The 15,197-nt window shown below is 56.1% G+C and carries 13 protein-coding genes; 10 read left to right on the forward strand and 3 right to left on the reverse strand.

Features of this window, described 5'->3' with window-relative positions:
• Positions 1-39: 39 nt before the first annotated feature.
• The 9 genes from hflX (at position 40) to PU624_RS06440 (ending at position 11,157) form a co-directional block, all read left to right on the forward strand.
• Positions 40-1,320 carry a ribosome rescue GTPase HflX gene (hflX, locus tag PU624_RS06400; protein ID WP_283546982.1) on the forward strand — a complete coding sequence of 427 codons (1,281 nt, stop codon included), beginning with the start codon at positions 40-42 and terminating at the stop codon, positions 1,318-1,320.
• 170 nt (positions 1,321-1,490) lie between these two features.
• A complete protein-coding gene (gene hflK / locus PU624_RS06405) occupies positions 1,491-2,729 on the forward strand; it encodes an FtsH protease activity modulator HflK (protein ID WP_090966221.1) in 1,239 nt (412 codons plus the stop codon).
• A 3-nt stretch (positions 2,730-2,732) separates the two neighbouring features.
• Positions 2,733-3,737: a protease modulator HflC gene (hflC, locus tag PU624_RS06410; RefSeq protein WP_003855319.1), complete on the forward strand. Its 1,005-nt coding sequence runs from the start codon at positions 2,733-2,735 to the stop codon at positions 3,735-3,737.
• Between the two features lie 57 nt (positions 3,738-3,794).
• Complete coding sequence (locus PU624_RS06415; RefSeq protein WP_010256126.1) at positions 3,795-3,995, forward strand: DUF2065 domain-containing protein; 201 nt, start codon at positions 3,795-3,797, stop codon at positions 3,993-3,995.
• A gap of 165 nt (positions 3,996-4,160) precedes the next feature.
• Complete coding sequence (locus tag PU624_RS06420) at positions 4,161-5,459, forward strand: adenylosuccinate synthase (RefSeq protein ID WP_136197349.1); 1,299 nt, start codon at positions 4,161-4,163, stop codon at positions 5,457-5,459.
• 218 nt (positions 5,460-5,677) lie between these two features.
• On the forward strand, positions 5,678-6,121 hold the full coding sequence (gene nsrR, locus PU624_RS06425; RefSeq protein ID WP_010256130.1) for a nitric oxide-sensing transcriptional repressor NsrR: 444 nt from the start codon (positions 5,678-5,680) through the stop codon (positions 6,119-6,121).
• Positions 6,122-6,137: 16 nt separating this feature from the next.
• Positions 6,138-8,630 (forward strand): ribonuclease R, encoded by a 2,493-nt coding sequence (rnr, locus tag PU624_RS06430; protein ID WP_283546983.1) that lies wholly within the window; start codon positions 6,138-6,140, stop codon positions 8,628-8,630.
• 68 nt (positions 8,631-8,698) lie between these two features.
• Positions 8,699-9,433 (forward strand): 23S rRNA (guanosine(2251)-2'-O)-methyltransferase RlmB, encoded by a 735-nt coding sequence (gene rlmB / locus PU624_RS06435; RefSeq protein WP_283546984.1) that lies wholly within the window; start codon positions 8,699-8,701, stop codon positions 9,431-9,433.
• A 95-nt stretch (positions 9,434-9,528) separates the two neighbouring features.
• Entirely contained in the window at positions 9,529-11,157 is a 1,629-nt protein-coding gene (locus PU624_RS06440; protein WP_283546985.1) for an isovaleryl-CoA dehydrogenase, read from the forward strand.
• Here the strand turns inward: PU624_RS06440 and bsmA are convergent.
• Both bsmA and PU624_RS06450 read right to left on the reverse strand, forming a co-directional pair.
• On the reverse strand, positions 11,131-11,457 hold the full coding sequence (gene bsmA, locus PU624_RS06445) for a biofilm peroxide resistance protein BsmA (RefSeq protein ID WP_283546986.1): 327 nt from the start codon (positions 11,455-11,457) through the stop codon (positions 11,131-11,133). The two genes, PU624_RS06440 and bsmA, sit on opposite strands and share 27 nt — an antisense overlap.
• Before the next feature lie 56 nt (positions 11,458-11,513).
• Positions 11,514-13,445: a methyl-accepting chemotaxis protein gene (locus PU624_RS06450; RefSeq protein WP_283546987.1), complete on the reverse strand. Its 1,932-nt coding sequence runs from the start codon at positions 13,443-13,445 to the stop codon at positions 11,514-11,516.
• Between the two features lie 158 nt (positions 13,446-13,603).
• On the opposite strand from PU624_RS06450, the gene yjfP reads away from it, so the two are divergent.
• The gene (yjfP, locus tag PU624_RS06455; RefSeq protein ID WP_283546988.1) at positions 13,604-14,353 is read left to right on the forward strand and encodes an esterase; all 750 of its coding nucleotides are present in this window, start codon (positions 13,604-13,606) and stop codon (positions 14,351-14,353) included.
• On the opposite strand, the gene ulaR is transcribed toward yjfP, so the two are convergent.
• Positions 14,350-15,105: an HTH-type transcriptional regulator UlaR gene (gene ulaR, locus PU624_RS06460; protein WP_283546989.1), complete on the reverse strand. Its 756-nt coding sequence runs from the start codon at positions 15,103-15,105 to the stop codon at positions 14,350-14,352. The genes yjfP and ulaR overlap by 4 nt on opposite strands.
• Positions 15,106-15,197: the final 92 nt, after the last annotated feature.

A 15,197-nucleotide genomic window follows, 5' to 3' on the forward strand; every position in this document is an offset into this window, starting at 1 on the left:
GGTTTTCCGTCCTGGTCTTTTATTTAGCGAGGTTATAGCTTGTTTGACCGTTATGAAGCCGGTGAGCAGGCCGTACTGGTACACATCTGGTTCTCCCAAGACAAAGAAGTAGAAGATTTGCAGGAGTTCGAAACCCTGGTCTCTTCTGCTGGCGTTGAGGCGCTGCAAGTGGTTACTGGCAGCCGTAAAGCGCCACATCCCAAGTATTTTGTCGGTGAAGGAAAGGCCGTTGAAATTGCCGATGCGGTAAAAACAACTGGAGCATCGGTCGTATTATTCGATCATGCCCTTACACCCGCTCAGGAAAGAAACCTCGAGCGCCTGTGCGAATGCCGGGTTATTGATCGCACCGGTTTAATCCTGGATATCTTTGCCCAACGCGCACGTACCCACGAAGGTAAATTGCAGGTTGAGCTGGCACAGCTGCGCCATCTTGCAACACGTCTGGTGCGCGGCTGGACCCACCTTGAACGCCAGAAAGGCGGTATCGGTTTACGTGGTCCGGGTGAAACGCAGTTAGAAACAGACCGCCGCCTGTTGCGCGGACGAATCAGCCAGATTTTGTCTCGTCTTGAGCGGGTTGAGAAACAGCGTGAGCAGGGACGTCAGTCTCGTGCCAAAGCGGATGTGCCAACAGTTTCGCTGGTGGGTTACACCAACGCCGGCAAGTCGACCCTCTTTAACGCCATGACCTCTGCCAACGTCTTTGCCGCAGACCAGCTGTTTGCGACACTCGATCCCACTCTGCGCCGTCTGAATGTTGCCGATGTCGGCGATGTGGTGCTGGCGGACACGGTCGGCTTTATTCGCCATCTTCCTCACGATCTGGTTGCCGCTTTTAAAGCCACGCTGCAGGAGACACGTCAGGCGACGCTGTTAATGCACGTGATCGATGGCGCTGATCTTCGCGTCACAGAAAATATTGCCGCCGTTGATGCCGTTCTGGAAGAGATCGAAGCGGACGAAATTCCGACGTTACTGGTGATGAATAAAATCGATATGCTCGACGGATTCGAACCGCGTATCGATCGTAACGAAGAGAACCTGCCGATTCGCGTCTGGCTTTCCGCCCAGACCGGCGTTGGCGTTCCGTTGTTATGGCAGGCCCTCTCAGAGCGTCTGTCGGGTGAAATTGCCCAGCACGCGTTACGTCTGCCACCAGAAGCGGGGCGTCTTCGCAGCCGGTTCTATCAGTTGCAGGCGATTGAGAAAGAGTGGAATGAAGAAGACGGCAGTGTAGGATTGCAGATACGTATGCCCATTATTGAGTGGATGCGTTTATGTAAGCAGGAACCGTCGCTGACCAGTTACATTGTTTGATATTTCCCAATCCAACTTACCCAAAAGATTTCAGGTTGTAGCAAGGCGGCAATTAAACGAATCCCCGGGAGCTTACTCCTGTAAGTGACCGGGGTGAGTGAAAGCAGCCAACGTAGCAACAGCCTGAAAGATGACGGGTAAATCGTAATTACAATAAATGGAGTAGAGACATGGCGTGGAATCAGCCCGGAAATAACGGACAGGACCGCGACCCGTGGGGAAGCAGCAATAATCAAGGCGGCAACTCTGGGGGGAATAAGGGAGGACGGGAATCCGGGCCTCCTGATCTGGATGATATCTTCCGTAAGCTGAGCAAGAAGCTTGGTGGACTGGGCGGTGGCAAACAGAGCGACAACGGTCAGCGCGGCTCCGGCAGCGGTGGCAAAATTGTTGGCATCGTGGCTGTTGCTGCTGTAGTCATCTGGGCTGCAAGCGGTTTCTACACCATCAAAGAAGCGGAACGTGGCGTGGTGACGCGCTTTGGTAAGTTCAGTCACCTGGTCGAACCGGGTCTGAACTGGAAGCCAACGTTCATTGATCAGGTGCGTGCGGTTAACGTGGAATCGGTGCGTGAACTGGCCGCTTCTGGCGTCATGCTGACCTCGGATGAGAACGTCGTGCGCGTTGAAATGAACGTGCAGTACCGCGTGACCGATCCTGAACGCTATCTCTATGCTGTGACCAGCGCGGATGACAGTCTGCGTCAGGCGACTGACAGTGCGCTGCGCGGCGTCATTGGCCGTTCTACCATGGACCGCATTCTGACCGAAGGCCGTACCGTGGTGCGAAGCGAAACCCAGCGTGAAATCGACGAAACAATTCGTCCTTACAACATGGGCGTTGCGGTCGTTGACGTCAACTTCCAGGCTGCCCGTCCGCCGGAAGAGGTGAAGTCTGCGTTTGATGACGCGATAGCTGCACGCGAAAACCGTGAGCAGTACGTCCGTGAAGCAGAAGCTTATGCCAACGAAGTTCAGCCGCGTGCTAACGGTAAGGCGCAACGTATTCTGGAAGAGGCGCGCGCATACAAAGAGCGTACCGTCCTGGAAGCGCAGGGTGAAGTGGCGCGTTTCGCCAAGATTCTGCCGGAATATAAAGCCGCTCCGGAAATCACCAAAGAGCGTCTTTATATCGAGACCATGGAACGTGTGCTGAGCCATACCCGCAAAGTACTGGTTAACGATCGGGGTAACAACCTGATGGTGCTGCCGCTGGATCAACTGATGCGTGGCACGCAGGCTGCCCCGGGCCAGAGCGGTCAGAAGGGCAGTAACAGTTCTTCGCTGCCAGCTATCTCGGATCGCAGCGCCAGCCGCAATGACACGTCGTCATACAGTCCGGACAACATCATGGATCAGCGTCGGGCAAATGCTCAGCGCAGCGACAGCCAGCGCGAAGGGAGAGAGTAATCGATGCGTAAGCCAATAGTATTTTTGATCATTGTCGTGCTGGTGGCGCTCTATGCGTCGCTGTTTGTGGTGCAGGAAGGGGAGCGAGGCATTGTCCTGCGCTTCGGTAAAGTCCTGCGCGATGGCGAAAACAAACCGCAGGTATTCGCGCCGGGTCTGCATTTCAAGATCCCATTCCTGGAAACGGTTAAAACGCTGGATGCACGTATTCAGACCATGGATAACCAGGCCGATCGCTTCGTCACGAAAGAGAAGAAAGATCTGATCGTGGACTCCTACATCAAATGGCGTATCAGTGATTTCAGTCGCTACTACCTGGCTACAGGTGGCGGTGATGTCTCTCAGGCGGAAGTGCTGCTGAAACGTAAGTTCAGTGACCGCTTACGTTCTGAAATGGGCCGCCTGGATGTGAAAGATATCGTAACGGACTCACGGGGTCGCCTGACGACGGATGTACGTGACGCGCTGAACACCGGTTCTGCAGGCAGCGATGATGAAATCGCAACCCCAGCGGCGGATGACGCGATTGCCAGCGCAGCGGCCCGTGTTGAACGTGAAACCAACAGCAGCGAGCCAGCACCGAATCCGAACAGTATGGCGGCATTAGGTATTCAGGTGATGGATGTGCGCATCAAGCAGATCAACCTGCCGACCGAAGTGTCAGACGCGATCTTCAACCGTATGCGTGCTGAGCGTGAAGCAGTAGCACGTAGCCAGCGTTCGCAGGGTCAGGAAGAGGCAGAAAAACTGCGTGCTCAGGCTGATTATCAGGTGACACGCACTCTGGCTGAAGCCCAGCGTGAAGCGCTGATTACCCGCGGTGACGGCGATGCGGAAACGGCACGGTTGTTTGCTGATGCGTTCAGCAAAGATCCGGACTTCTACGCCTTTATTCGTAGCCTGCGTGCTTATGAAAACAGCTTCAGTGAAAATCAGGATGTGATGGTGTTAAGCCCGGATAGCGACTTCTTCCGATATATGAAGGCGCCCTCTAACGCGACCCGTTAAGAACTGATATAACCTGTGGGCCGACAATGTTGTCGGCCTTTTTTTTTGGGTAGCAAGATGAAAACAAGCATCTGGATGGCACTGGCGCTGGTATTAGTGCTGGAAGGGTTGGGACCGATGTTTATGCCGCGCGCCTGGCGACGCATGATCCTGACGATGACCCGCTTACCCGATCGCCTGCTGCACCGCTTTGGTGGCGGGCTGGTGGTCGCAGGCATGGTGATTTACTGCATGCTCAGCCTGCATGGCAACCTGTAAACCAGGATTCAGACCGGCTAAATTGTGCCTCTTCGCGCCATTATCCCCAACATGTTGTAGTGATCAAAACTCAGGCAAAAAAGCGCGCAATCGTATGCTAAAAGTGCTGAAAACCATGGGATCAGATGGTAGAATCCTTTTTTAAGCAATCGGTGATTTTGAGAAATGGGTAAGAACGTCGTCGTACTGGGCACCCAATGGGGTGACGAAGGTAAAGGTAAGATTGTAGACCTTCTGACTGAGCGCGCGAATTACGTTGTGCGTTATCAAGGCGGCCACAATGCGGGCCACACGCTTGTCATCAACGGTGAAAAAACCGTCCTCCACCTGATCCCTTCTGGCATTCTGCGCGATAACGTTACCAGCATCATTGGTAACGGCGTAGTGCTCTCTCCTGAAGCCTTAATGAAAGAGATGAAAGGCCTGGAAGCGCGCGGGATTCCGGTACGTGAACGTCTGCTGATTTCTGAAGCCTGTCCGCTGATTCTGCAATATCACGTTGCGATGGATATGGCGCGTGAACGTGCCCGTGGTGCCAAAGCGATTGGGACCACCGGACGTGGCATCGGCCCTGCTTATGAAGATAAAGTCGCGCGTCGTGCACTGCGCGTCAGCGACCTGTTTAACAAAGAAACCTTTGCTGCCAAGCTGAAAGAAGTCGTCGATTTCTACAACTTCCAGCTGGTGGAGTACTACAAAGAGCCGGCAGTCGACTTCGATAAAGTGCTGAACGATGTGATGGAAGTCGCTGACATCCTCACTGGCATGGTCGTTGACGTTTCTGAACTGCTGGACGTTGCGCGTAAGCGTGGCGATCTGATTATGTTTGAAGGCGCGCAGGGTACGCTGCTGGATATCGATCACGGTACTTATCCGTACGTGACCTCATCCAACACCACCGCAGGTGGCGTCGCAACCGGTTCAGGTATTGGCCCACGTTATGTCGACTACGTGCTGGGTATTGTGAAAGCTTACTCAACCCGTGTTGGTGCAGGCCCGTTCCCGACCGAACTGTTCGATGAAACCGGCGAATTCCTCTGTGCGCAGGGTAATGAGTTTGGCGCGACCACCGGTCGTCGTCGTCGTACCGGCTGGCTGGATGCAGTCGCGGTTCGCCGCGCGGTCCAGATCAACTCCCTGTCAGGTTTCTGCATGACCAAGCTGGACGTGCTGGATGGCCTGAAAGAGGTTAAAATCTGTGTTGCTTACCGCATGCCTGATGGCCGCGAAGTCACCACTACGCCACTGGCAGCAGAGAACTGGGAAGGCATTGAGCCGATCTACGAAACCCTGCCAGGCTGGAGCGAGACAACGTTTGGCGTGAAGACGCTGGAAGGTTTGCCTCAGGCCGCGCGTGACTACATCAAACGCGTGGAAGAGGTAACAGGTGTGCCGATTGATATTATCTCAACCGGTCCCGATCGTAGTGAAACAATGATTCTGCGCGACCCGTTCGACGCATAATCATTGAGGCCGGACACTGTCCGGCCCTTGTTTTTCCACTCTCTGATGCCACTTAACCTCCCTTCGCTTGTCAAACCTCGTGCTGGCTTAAAAAATCGCACGGCGGATCAGACTCTGGTTTATCATCGTAGTTAATCGAATGGCGATCCGATTTAATCCTGACATCAATCGTAAGGCGAATAACGTCATGCCACGCCTGAAGGTTCACTGAGGTTACTGTGCAGCTCACGAGTTTTACTGATTATGGCTTACGGGCCCTGATTTATCTGGCATCGTTGCCAGAAGGTCAGCAGACCAATATTACGGAAGTGACAAACACCTATGGTTTGTCCCGTAATCATATGGTCAAAATCATCAATCAGCTGAGCCGGGCGGGCTATGTCGCCGCCACGCGCGGTAAAAACGGAGGAATCCGTCTGGGTATGCCCGCGCGCCAGATTGTCATTGGCGACGTGGTCCGTAAGATGGAACCACTACAATTAGTGGATTGCGCCTCCTGTTCCATCACGCCAGCCTGTCGTCTGAAGCAGGCGTTACATGATGCAGTGCAGCGATTTTTGCAGGAGCTGGATAGCTATACGTTGGCAGACCTGGTCGAAGGAAATACACCACTTTATGAGATCATCTTGTCCAGGTCGCCAGTGGAAATAAATATTAAATGACATCGGAGGAACCGCTATGTCAAAAGATCCTTTTCAGGATAGAGAAGCTGAAAAATACGAAAACCCTATTCCGAGCCGCGAATTTATTCTGGCTCTGTTAGAAAAACGTGAAAAACCGGCCAGCCGTGAAGAGCTGGCTGAAGAGATGAATCTGCAGGAAGAAGAGCACCTTGAGGCGCTGCGTCGCCGCCTTCGCGCCATGGAGCGTGATGGTCAGCTGGTGTTCACCCGCCGTCAGTGTTATGCCCTGCCAGAACGTCTTGACCTCCTGCGCGGTAAAGTCATTGGCCATCGTGATGGCTACGGCTTCCTGCGGGCAGAAGGTCAGAAAGATGACCTTTACCTCTCTGCAGAACAGATGAAATTCTGTATGCACGGTGACGTGATCCTGGCGCAGCCGCTGGGTGCCGATCGCAAAGGCCGCCGCGAAGCGCGCGTAGTCCGCGTGCAGGAACCGCGTAACAATCAGATCGTTGGCCGTTACTTTACCGATGCCGGTGCCGGCTTCGTGGTACCGGACGACAGTCGCCTGAGTTTTGACATCCTCATCCCGCCTGAAGAGACGATGAACGCCCGTATGGGTTCCGTGGTGGTGGTTGAGCTGGTCCAGCGTCCGAACCGTCGCACCAAAGCGATCGGTAAAATCGCCGAGATTCTGGGCGATGATATGGGCACCAGCCTGGCCGTGGATATGGCGCTGCGTACCCATGAGATCCCGCATACCTGGCCGCCGGAAGTGGAAGCTCAGATCAGCAAGCTGAAAGAAGAGGTTCCGGAAGAGGCCAAAAAAGGCCGCGTCGATCTGCGTAAACTGCCGCTGGTCACCATTGATGGTGAAGATGCCCGTGACTTCGATGATGCCGTCTACTGTGAGAAAAAGCGCGGTGGCGGATGGCGTCTGTGGGTGGCTATCGCCGACGTGAGCTATTACGTCCGTCCCGGCACACCACTGGATGATGAAGCGCATCAGCGCGGCACCTCAGTCTACTTCCCGTCGCAGGTTGTACCGATGCTACCGGAAGTGCTGTCCAATGGCTTATGTTCGCTTAACCCGCAGGTCGATCGTCTCTGTATGGTCTGCGAGATGACCATTTCGACCAAGGGTAAGCTGACCGGCTTCAAGCACTATGAAGCAGTGATGAACTCCCATGCGCGTCTGACTTACAACAAAGTCTGGAACATCCTGCAGGGCGACAAAGAGCTGCGCCAGCAGTATGCGCCGCTGGTCAAAGACCTTGAAGAGCTGAATAACCTCTATCATGCGCTGGAAGCTGCACGTGAAGAGCGTGGCGGTATCTCGTTTGAAACGGAAGAGGCGAAGTTCATCTTTAACGCCGAGCGCCGTATCGAACGTGTTGAGCGCGTATCACGTAACGATGCCCACAAGCTAATCGAAGAGTGCATGATCCTGGCGAACATCGCCTCGGCGCGCTTCGTTGAGAAGAATCAGGAACCGGCACTGTTCCGCGATCACGATCGCCCGACTGACGAAAGCATTAAGAGCTTCCGTACCGTGCTCAACGAGCTGGGACTGACTCTGCCTGGCGGCAACAAACCGCAGCCAGTTGACTATGCGGCGCTGCTGAAGCAGGTTGCCGATCGTCCGGATGCGGAAATGCTGCAAACCATGCTGCTGCGTTCGATGAAGCAGGCCGTTTACGATCCGGAAAACCGCGGTCACTTTGGTCTGGCGCTGTCGTCGTATGCGCACTTTACCTCGCCAATCCGTCGTTATCCGGATCTGACGCTGCACCGCGCCATCAAATATCTGCTGGCAAAAGAGCAGGACGAAGGTAAAGGCCTGGTACAACGCGCCATCAAATACCTGATGCCGAGAGAGCGCAGCGTCGCCAAAGATATGACGACAGCCACCGGCGGCTATCACTACGAGATGCCGGAGATGCTGCAGCTGGGCCTGCACTGTTCCCTGACCGAACGTCGCGCCGATGAAGCAACCCGCGACGTGGCGGACTGGCTCAAGTGTGACTTCATGCAGGATCAGGTCGGCAACGTCTTCAACGGCGTTATCTCCAGCGTCACCGGATTTGGTTTCTTCGTCCGCTTAAGCGATCTGTTCATCGATGGTCTGGTCCACGTTTCAACGCTCGACAACGATTACTACCGTTTTGACCCGGTAGGTCAGCGTCTGATCGGTGAATCGGGCGGCCGCACCTATCGTCTGGGTGACATGGTTGAAGTGCGTGTTGAAGCGGTCCATATGGACGAGCGTAAAATCGACTTCGCCCTGATCTCCAGCCAGCGTCAGGTGCGTGGTGAAGGTAAAACGGCGCGTGACCGTGCGAAGCGTGACGACAAGGCGCCAACTAAACGCCGTCGTGATGCGAGCAAGAAGTCTAACTTCGAGCCGGATTCTGCGTTCCGTGGTGACAAGGGCAAGCCCGCCGCTGCGAACACCGAGAATAAAAGTAAAAACGTCTCGGAAAAAACCCGTAAAATCGCCGCCGCCACCCGGGCGAAGCGCGCCAGAAAAAAGGCGCAGCCTGACTGATGCGCGCACCCGCCCTTTCTCCTGAGAAAGGGCGGTCATTCATTCTTTTCCAAACACTGAGCAGATCGATGAGCGAAATTATTTTTGGTATCCATGCCGTGCAGGCGCTGCTGGAAAGCGATCCACAACGTTTCCAGGAAGTCTTTATCCTCAAAGGCCGCGACGATCGTCGCCTGCAACCCGTGGTCGCCGCGCTGGAAGCTCAGGGGATCGTAATTCAGCTGGCCGAGCGCAAGTGGCTCGACAGCCAGGTTGAAGGCGGTGTGCATCAGGGTATCGTGGCGCGGGTGAAGCCGGGTCGTCAGTATCAGGAAGGCGACCTGCCGGATCTGCTGCAGAGCCTGGAGAAACCGTTCCTGCTGGTGCTGGATGGGGTCACCGATCCACATAACCTGGGTGCCTGCCTGCGCAGTGCCGATGCAGCCGGTGTGCACGCGATTATCGTGCCGAAAGATCGCTCTGCTCCCCTGAATGCGACCGCCAAAAAAGTGGCCAGCGGCGCGGCAGAAAATGTGCCGTTGATCCGCGTCACCAACCTGGCGCGTACCCTGCGTCTGCTGCAGGAGTACAACATCTGGGTTGTCGGCACCGCAGGTGAAGCTGACCATACCGTCTTCCAGAGCAAAATGACCGGCCCGATGGCGCTGGTGATGGGCGCGGAAGGGGAAGGCATGCGTCGTCTGACCCGTGAGCATTGCGATGAGCTGATCAGCATTCCGATGGCGGGCAGCGTCTCTTCGCTGAATGTTTCGGTCGCGACCGGTGTCTGCCTGTTTGAAGCGGTGCGTCAGCGCAACGCCTGATCCCCGATGTGATCCTCGCCACAAATTAGTTCCTGTACCAGGCATAACTGCGCGTCATTCGCATACTTACTGAGTGACATCCGCGAGGAGTGGTTATGACCTGGACAACACACACCGTTTTTAATCAGCCCCATCCTCTGAGCAACAGCAACCTGTTCCTGTCTGATACGCCGCTCTGCGAGGCGCTGTCACGCGAAGGCGCCGGATGGGATCGGGAATGGCTGGCGTCGGTAGGCCTGCAGCTGGGCAGCGCTGAGTCGCTGGAGCTGGGCCGGCTCGCCAATGCTGAACCGCCTGAACTGCTGCGCTACGATGCCCGTGGCGAACGCATGGATGAGGTCCGTTTTCACCCCGCCTGGCATCTGCTGATGCAGGGCGTCTGCGCCAGCCGCCTGCACAACCTCAGCTGGCACCCTACCGTTCGTGAACAGGCCAGCGTGGCACGCGCTGCGCGCTTTATTCTGCATGCACAGGTTGAGGCAGGTACGCTCTGCCCGGTGACCATGACGCACGCGGCCATTCCCCTGCTGCAGACTTATCTGCCCGCCGCCTTTGAGGGCTGGCTCGATCCGCTGCTCAGCGATCGCTACGACAGCCATGCTCAGCCCGGCGACCAGAAACGCGGTCTGCTGATTGGGATGGGCATGACGGAAAAGCAGGGCGGTAGCGATCTGCTCACCAGCACCACCCGTGCTGAACCGCTGGGCGCGCGCGGCGCGGGTGAAGCCTACCGGCTGACCGGCCACAAATGGTTCTTCTCTGTGCCACAGAGCGATGCACATCTGGTGCTGGCCCAGACGCCCACCGGATTAAGCTGCTTCTTTCTGCCGCGTCTGTTGCCCGACGGGTCACGCAACGCCATCCAGCTGGAGCGGCTCAAAGATAAGCTGGGCAATCGTTCCAATGCCAGCTGCGAAGTAGAGTTTCGCGACGCGACCGGCTGGCTGCTGGGGGAGGAGGGCGAAGGCGTGCGGCTGATCCTGAAGATGGGCGGCATGACGCGCTTTGACTGCGCGCTCGGCAGTCACGGCCAGATGCGGCGCGCTTTCTCGGTGGCCGTCTGGCATGCCTGTGAGCGACAGGTGCTGGGGAAAAACCTGGTGGATCAGCCGCTGATGCGTCAGGTTCTGGCACAGCAGGCGCTGCAGCTGGAGGGACAAACCGCGCTGCTGATGCGACTGGCTCGCGCCTGGTCACAACCGGCAAAACCGCATGAAGTCACCTTTGCCCGCCTGTTTACGCCAGCGGCAAAATATGGCATTTGCAAAGCGGGTGCGCCGTTCGTGGCGGAGTCGATGGAAGTGCTGGGGGGCATCGGCTACTGTGAAGCAAGTGAGCTGCCGCGCCTGTATCGTGATATGCCGGTCAACAGCATCTGGGAAGGATCGGGCAACGTGATGTGTCTTGATGTCCTGCGCGTGCTCGCCCGTCAGGCAGAGGTCACGGAAATGCTGAGTCAGGAGTTTGAAGCGGTGAAAGGGAGTAACCGTCATTTCGATACGCGATGGCGTCAGCTGCGTCTGAGGCTTAGCAGGGTTCCCGAAGAGCAGGCGCGCGAGGTTACCCGCACGCTGCTGCAGCTGGCGACGGGCGCTCAGCTGCTCAAATTTGCCGAACCCCCGCTGGCGGATGCATGGTGCCAGCAGTGGCTCGACCAGCGCGGCTCACGCCCGCTTGCGTCCGCAATCACCGATCGTTTACTGGACCGCGCCTGTGGCAGATGAGGCACCGTACAGAATCGCACTGGCGTACCAGAAGCCCGGCATGACCGTCTCGCTCAGCATCACAATCTGATAGTAAGCTGCTCCGGCCTGATTGGCCTGGGCAGCCACCGCCCGCTGGGCATCATCCGGTGAGCCGTGCACGTTAACGGTAATATTACCCAGCTTCGGCAAGCCACCACTCTGCGCCCGCGAAATCTCCTGCGCCTGTCGGGTTGGCGCAGGTGGGGCTTTTGGCGTGGTCTCAAGCGCGGAACAGCCTGCCAGCAGCAGGCTGAACACCAGTAAATAAGCGGAACGCATAGCAAAACCCTTATTCAGGACGAAACGTTAAGTGTACGCCATCGCCCTGAATGACGTCAGGATTTAAGGCTGAATACGCTGACCAGCTGGGTCAGGTGATGCCCTTTATCACTCAGGTTCTGCGCGCTGTTTTCCGCCTGTGCCACCAGTTCGCTGTTCTGGTGAGTCGCCTGGCTGATCTGGTTCATCGCAATATTCACCTGGCCGATACCCGCCGCCTGTTCCTGCGCCGCCACGTTGATCTCACCCATCAGCGCCTGTACCTGCTCGATGTGGGTCACAATGTTGGTCATCGCATCGCGCGTCTGCTCAGAGAGCTGGTGGCCCTCCGCCACGTTGCTGATGGAGGTTGCAATCAGTCCATCAATCTCTTTGGCGGCCTGCGCGGAACGCTGTGCCAGCGCACGCACTTCGGCGGCTACCACGGCAAAGCCACGACCCTGTTCACCGGCGCGTGCCGCTTCAACAGCGGCGTTCAGTGCCAGGATATTGGTCTGGAAAGCGATCGACTCAATCACGTGCGTGATATCAGCAATGCTTTGCGATGAAACCTTGATGGCTGACATGGTATTGACCGAGCGCACCACCGTCTTGCTGCCGTGACTGACGATATCGCTGGCTTCAGCCACCAGTGACATCGCCTGACGCAGGCTTTCGGCGGTGTGTTCAACCGTTGCACCAAACTGCTCCATGCTGGCAGAGGTCTGCTCCACGCTGCTGGCCTGACGCCCGATCTGCTCGCTGATGTTGTGGCTGCTGGCTGCGATGGTGTCCGTGCCGTCGCTGATCTCCTGCGCCGCGCCGCGCACCTGACCGACGATTTTCTCCAGACCATCACCAATGCCGTTAATCGCAATGATCAGCTGGCCCACTTCGTCGCGACGATGCGTATCCATATGGACCTGCAGATTCCCGGCGGCATACTGCTCCGCCAGATGGATCACCTGCTGCAGCGGACGGGTAATCGCCCGACGGCTGTACCAGACAAAGCCCAGCGCAAAGACAATCACCAGAACCAGGCCGGTAATCAGGAACAGGTTGCGGCTGTGCGTAATCGGAGCCAGCAGGCTGTCACGGTTAACTTCGCCGGTGATCACCCAGTTCCAGCCCGGCAACTGCTGCCACGCAAGAATCTGCATCTCACCATTGATCTCCACCTGCTGCATGCCCTGCGGCTGTGTCAGCAACGGCTGTAGGGTCGCGTCATCCCAGGCGGGGCGTTTGCCTTCGTCGTGCTTATCGAACAGATACGCTCCCTGCGCCTTACCGGGCGTGCCGTTGAGCACAAAGAAATGACCGCTATCACCCAGCTTGCGCGCCAGGATTTTTTCACGCATCAGCGCATACTGTTTATCAATGCCAACACCGACAAAGAGAATGGCAACGACTTTGCCGCTCTCATCTTTTACCGGCTGATACTGTGTGATGTAGCGATGGCCGAACAGCGTCGCCAGGCCGCGATAGACTTCGCCCTGGTGAACACTTTTCCAGGCGGCGCCGCTGCGGTCCAGCTGCGTACCGATGGCGCGACTGCCATCCTCTTTTTTCAGCGAGGTTGAAACACGGACAAAATCATCACCATCGCGCACGAAAATGGTCGCCACGGCGGCAGTGCGGTCAGTGAAATCGTCAACCGCGGTCTGATCGAGGTTCAGTGTTTTTAACCCGGCACGCAGCACCGGTGTCGAAAAGGCACCCACCTGCACCCGCGAGCTATCATCCAGGCTAAAGCGCTTAGGCAGGAAACTGGTAAATAAATCGGTGTAGTGAGCCACCTCTTCAGAGAGGGTGGCGTTAAACATGGTGGTCATTTCATAGATGCCCTGCACCTGGTTGTGCATGTCATCGATGGCGAGATTTTCCAGCTGGCGGGAGGCGTTGTGGCTTTGAGTCAGTGTCAGTACCAGCAACAGCAGCGCTACGCTGAGAGACGTCAGTACAGACAGCTTAACTCCGAGACTCAGTCCGCTGAGAGAGAGACGCTTCATAAATTACCTTTGATCAAGTTAGGGGAATACACGATCAACGGCAGAGAGCGCGAAAAGTTTAGTGTGAAATGGCATAACTAAGCGCAGCGGGGAATTTCGCAAATTAACCCGCAGAACGTAGACTTGATCGGCACGCCTTGCCCCCTTAAGGAGAAACCATGATTGAACTCACCACAGAAACGCTGGCCGGTATCGAATGTCTGCACGCTACGCCAGCCGGACAACGGCATCAGCCACTGCCTACCGTGCTGTTTTATCACGGCTTTACCTCATCAAAAGAGGTCTACGCCTACTTCGCCGTTGCTCTGGCGCAGGCGGGATTTCGGGCAGTAATGCCGGATGCGGCGCTGCACGGCGCGCGTTATCACGGTGATGCCGATGCCCGTCTGGGCCGCTTCTGGGACATTCTGAAACAGAACATTGATGAGCTGCCGCTGCTGGAGGCCGCGCTGCGTAAAGACAATCTCATCGCTGACAGACGTTTCGCGGTGGCGGGCGCGTCGATGGGTGGCATGACGGCACTGGGCGTGATGGCGCGCTATCCGCAGATTCAGAGCGTCGCCTGCATGATGGGATCGGGCTATTTTATGCAGCTCAGTCAGTCGCTATTTCCGCCGCTGGTGGCTGACACGCCGGAGCAGAAAGCGCAGTTTGCCGCCCGCATGGCACCGCTGGCCGATTACGATCCCAGCAATCATCTGTCGGCGCTGGCAAACCGCCCGCTGCTGTTATGGCATGGTGAGGCGGATGATGTTGTTCCTGCTGGCGAAACTTACCGTTTACAGGAAGCACTGCATCAGGAAAAGTCAGCTGGCAATCTGACCTGTTTGTTTGAGGCGGGTGTTCGCCACCGCATCACTCCAGAGGCACTGTCTGCTATGGTGGAATTTTTCAGCCATCACCTCTAAACGCGCAGGACTTTAACCTTTTTATCTTCCAGTTTCTGAATGATTTCCGGGTCAGCATTTTTGCCGGTGATAACCATGCTGATTTGTTCGGCCCGGCTGAACAGCATGCCGGCACGCTCACCAACTTTACTGCTGTCGACCAGCACGACCAGTTTTCCCACCATGTTAAGCATATTTTGTTCCGCCATGGCGGTCAGCATATCGCTTTTGTACAGCCCATCTGCAGTCAGTCCTTTGCCGCTGGTAAACATCCAGTGTCCCGCATACAAACTATTTTCACTGTCTTGTGGGCTGAGGGTAATGGACTGGCTCTTGTTATATTGCCCTCCCATAATGATGACGCTTTCATGCTCCTGATCGATGAGATAGTTGGCCAGGGGCAGATAATTCGTGATGATTTGCACTGGTTTCCCACACATCTCCCTGCCCAGCAAAAACGCCGTGGAACCGCAGTTTATGACCACGCTCTCACCAGGGTTCACCAGCTGCGATGCGGCTCTGACAATTCGCACTTTTTCATCGTGGTTCAATGCCTCATGGATGTTCATGGGCGTCCAGCGAGGGCGCTGCTGGCTAATCACTTCCGCGCCATTGCGAACTTTTTTCAGCCTGCCGGCATCATCCAGCTTATTGATATCCCGCCTTGCTGTCGCCGGGGAAATTGCTAAGCGATCAATCACTTCCTCGACGGTGACAAAACCTTTTTGTACCAGAAGTTCCAGTAAAATTTGATGGCGTTGGGCTTCGGTCATAGGGTGTTCCGATAAGAATTGATTTTAAAAGATGATATTTGAAACAACCTGGAATTGCTAAAGTAAATGTGAAATCGCCAGACGGAATGACT

The sequence above is a fragment of the Pantoea sp. Lij88 genome (assembly GCF_030062155.1).
In the GTDB taxonomy this organism is placed as follows: Bacteria; Pseudomonadota; Gammaproteobacteria; order Enterobacterales; family Enterobacteriaceae; genus Pantoea.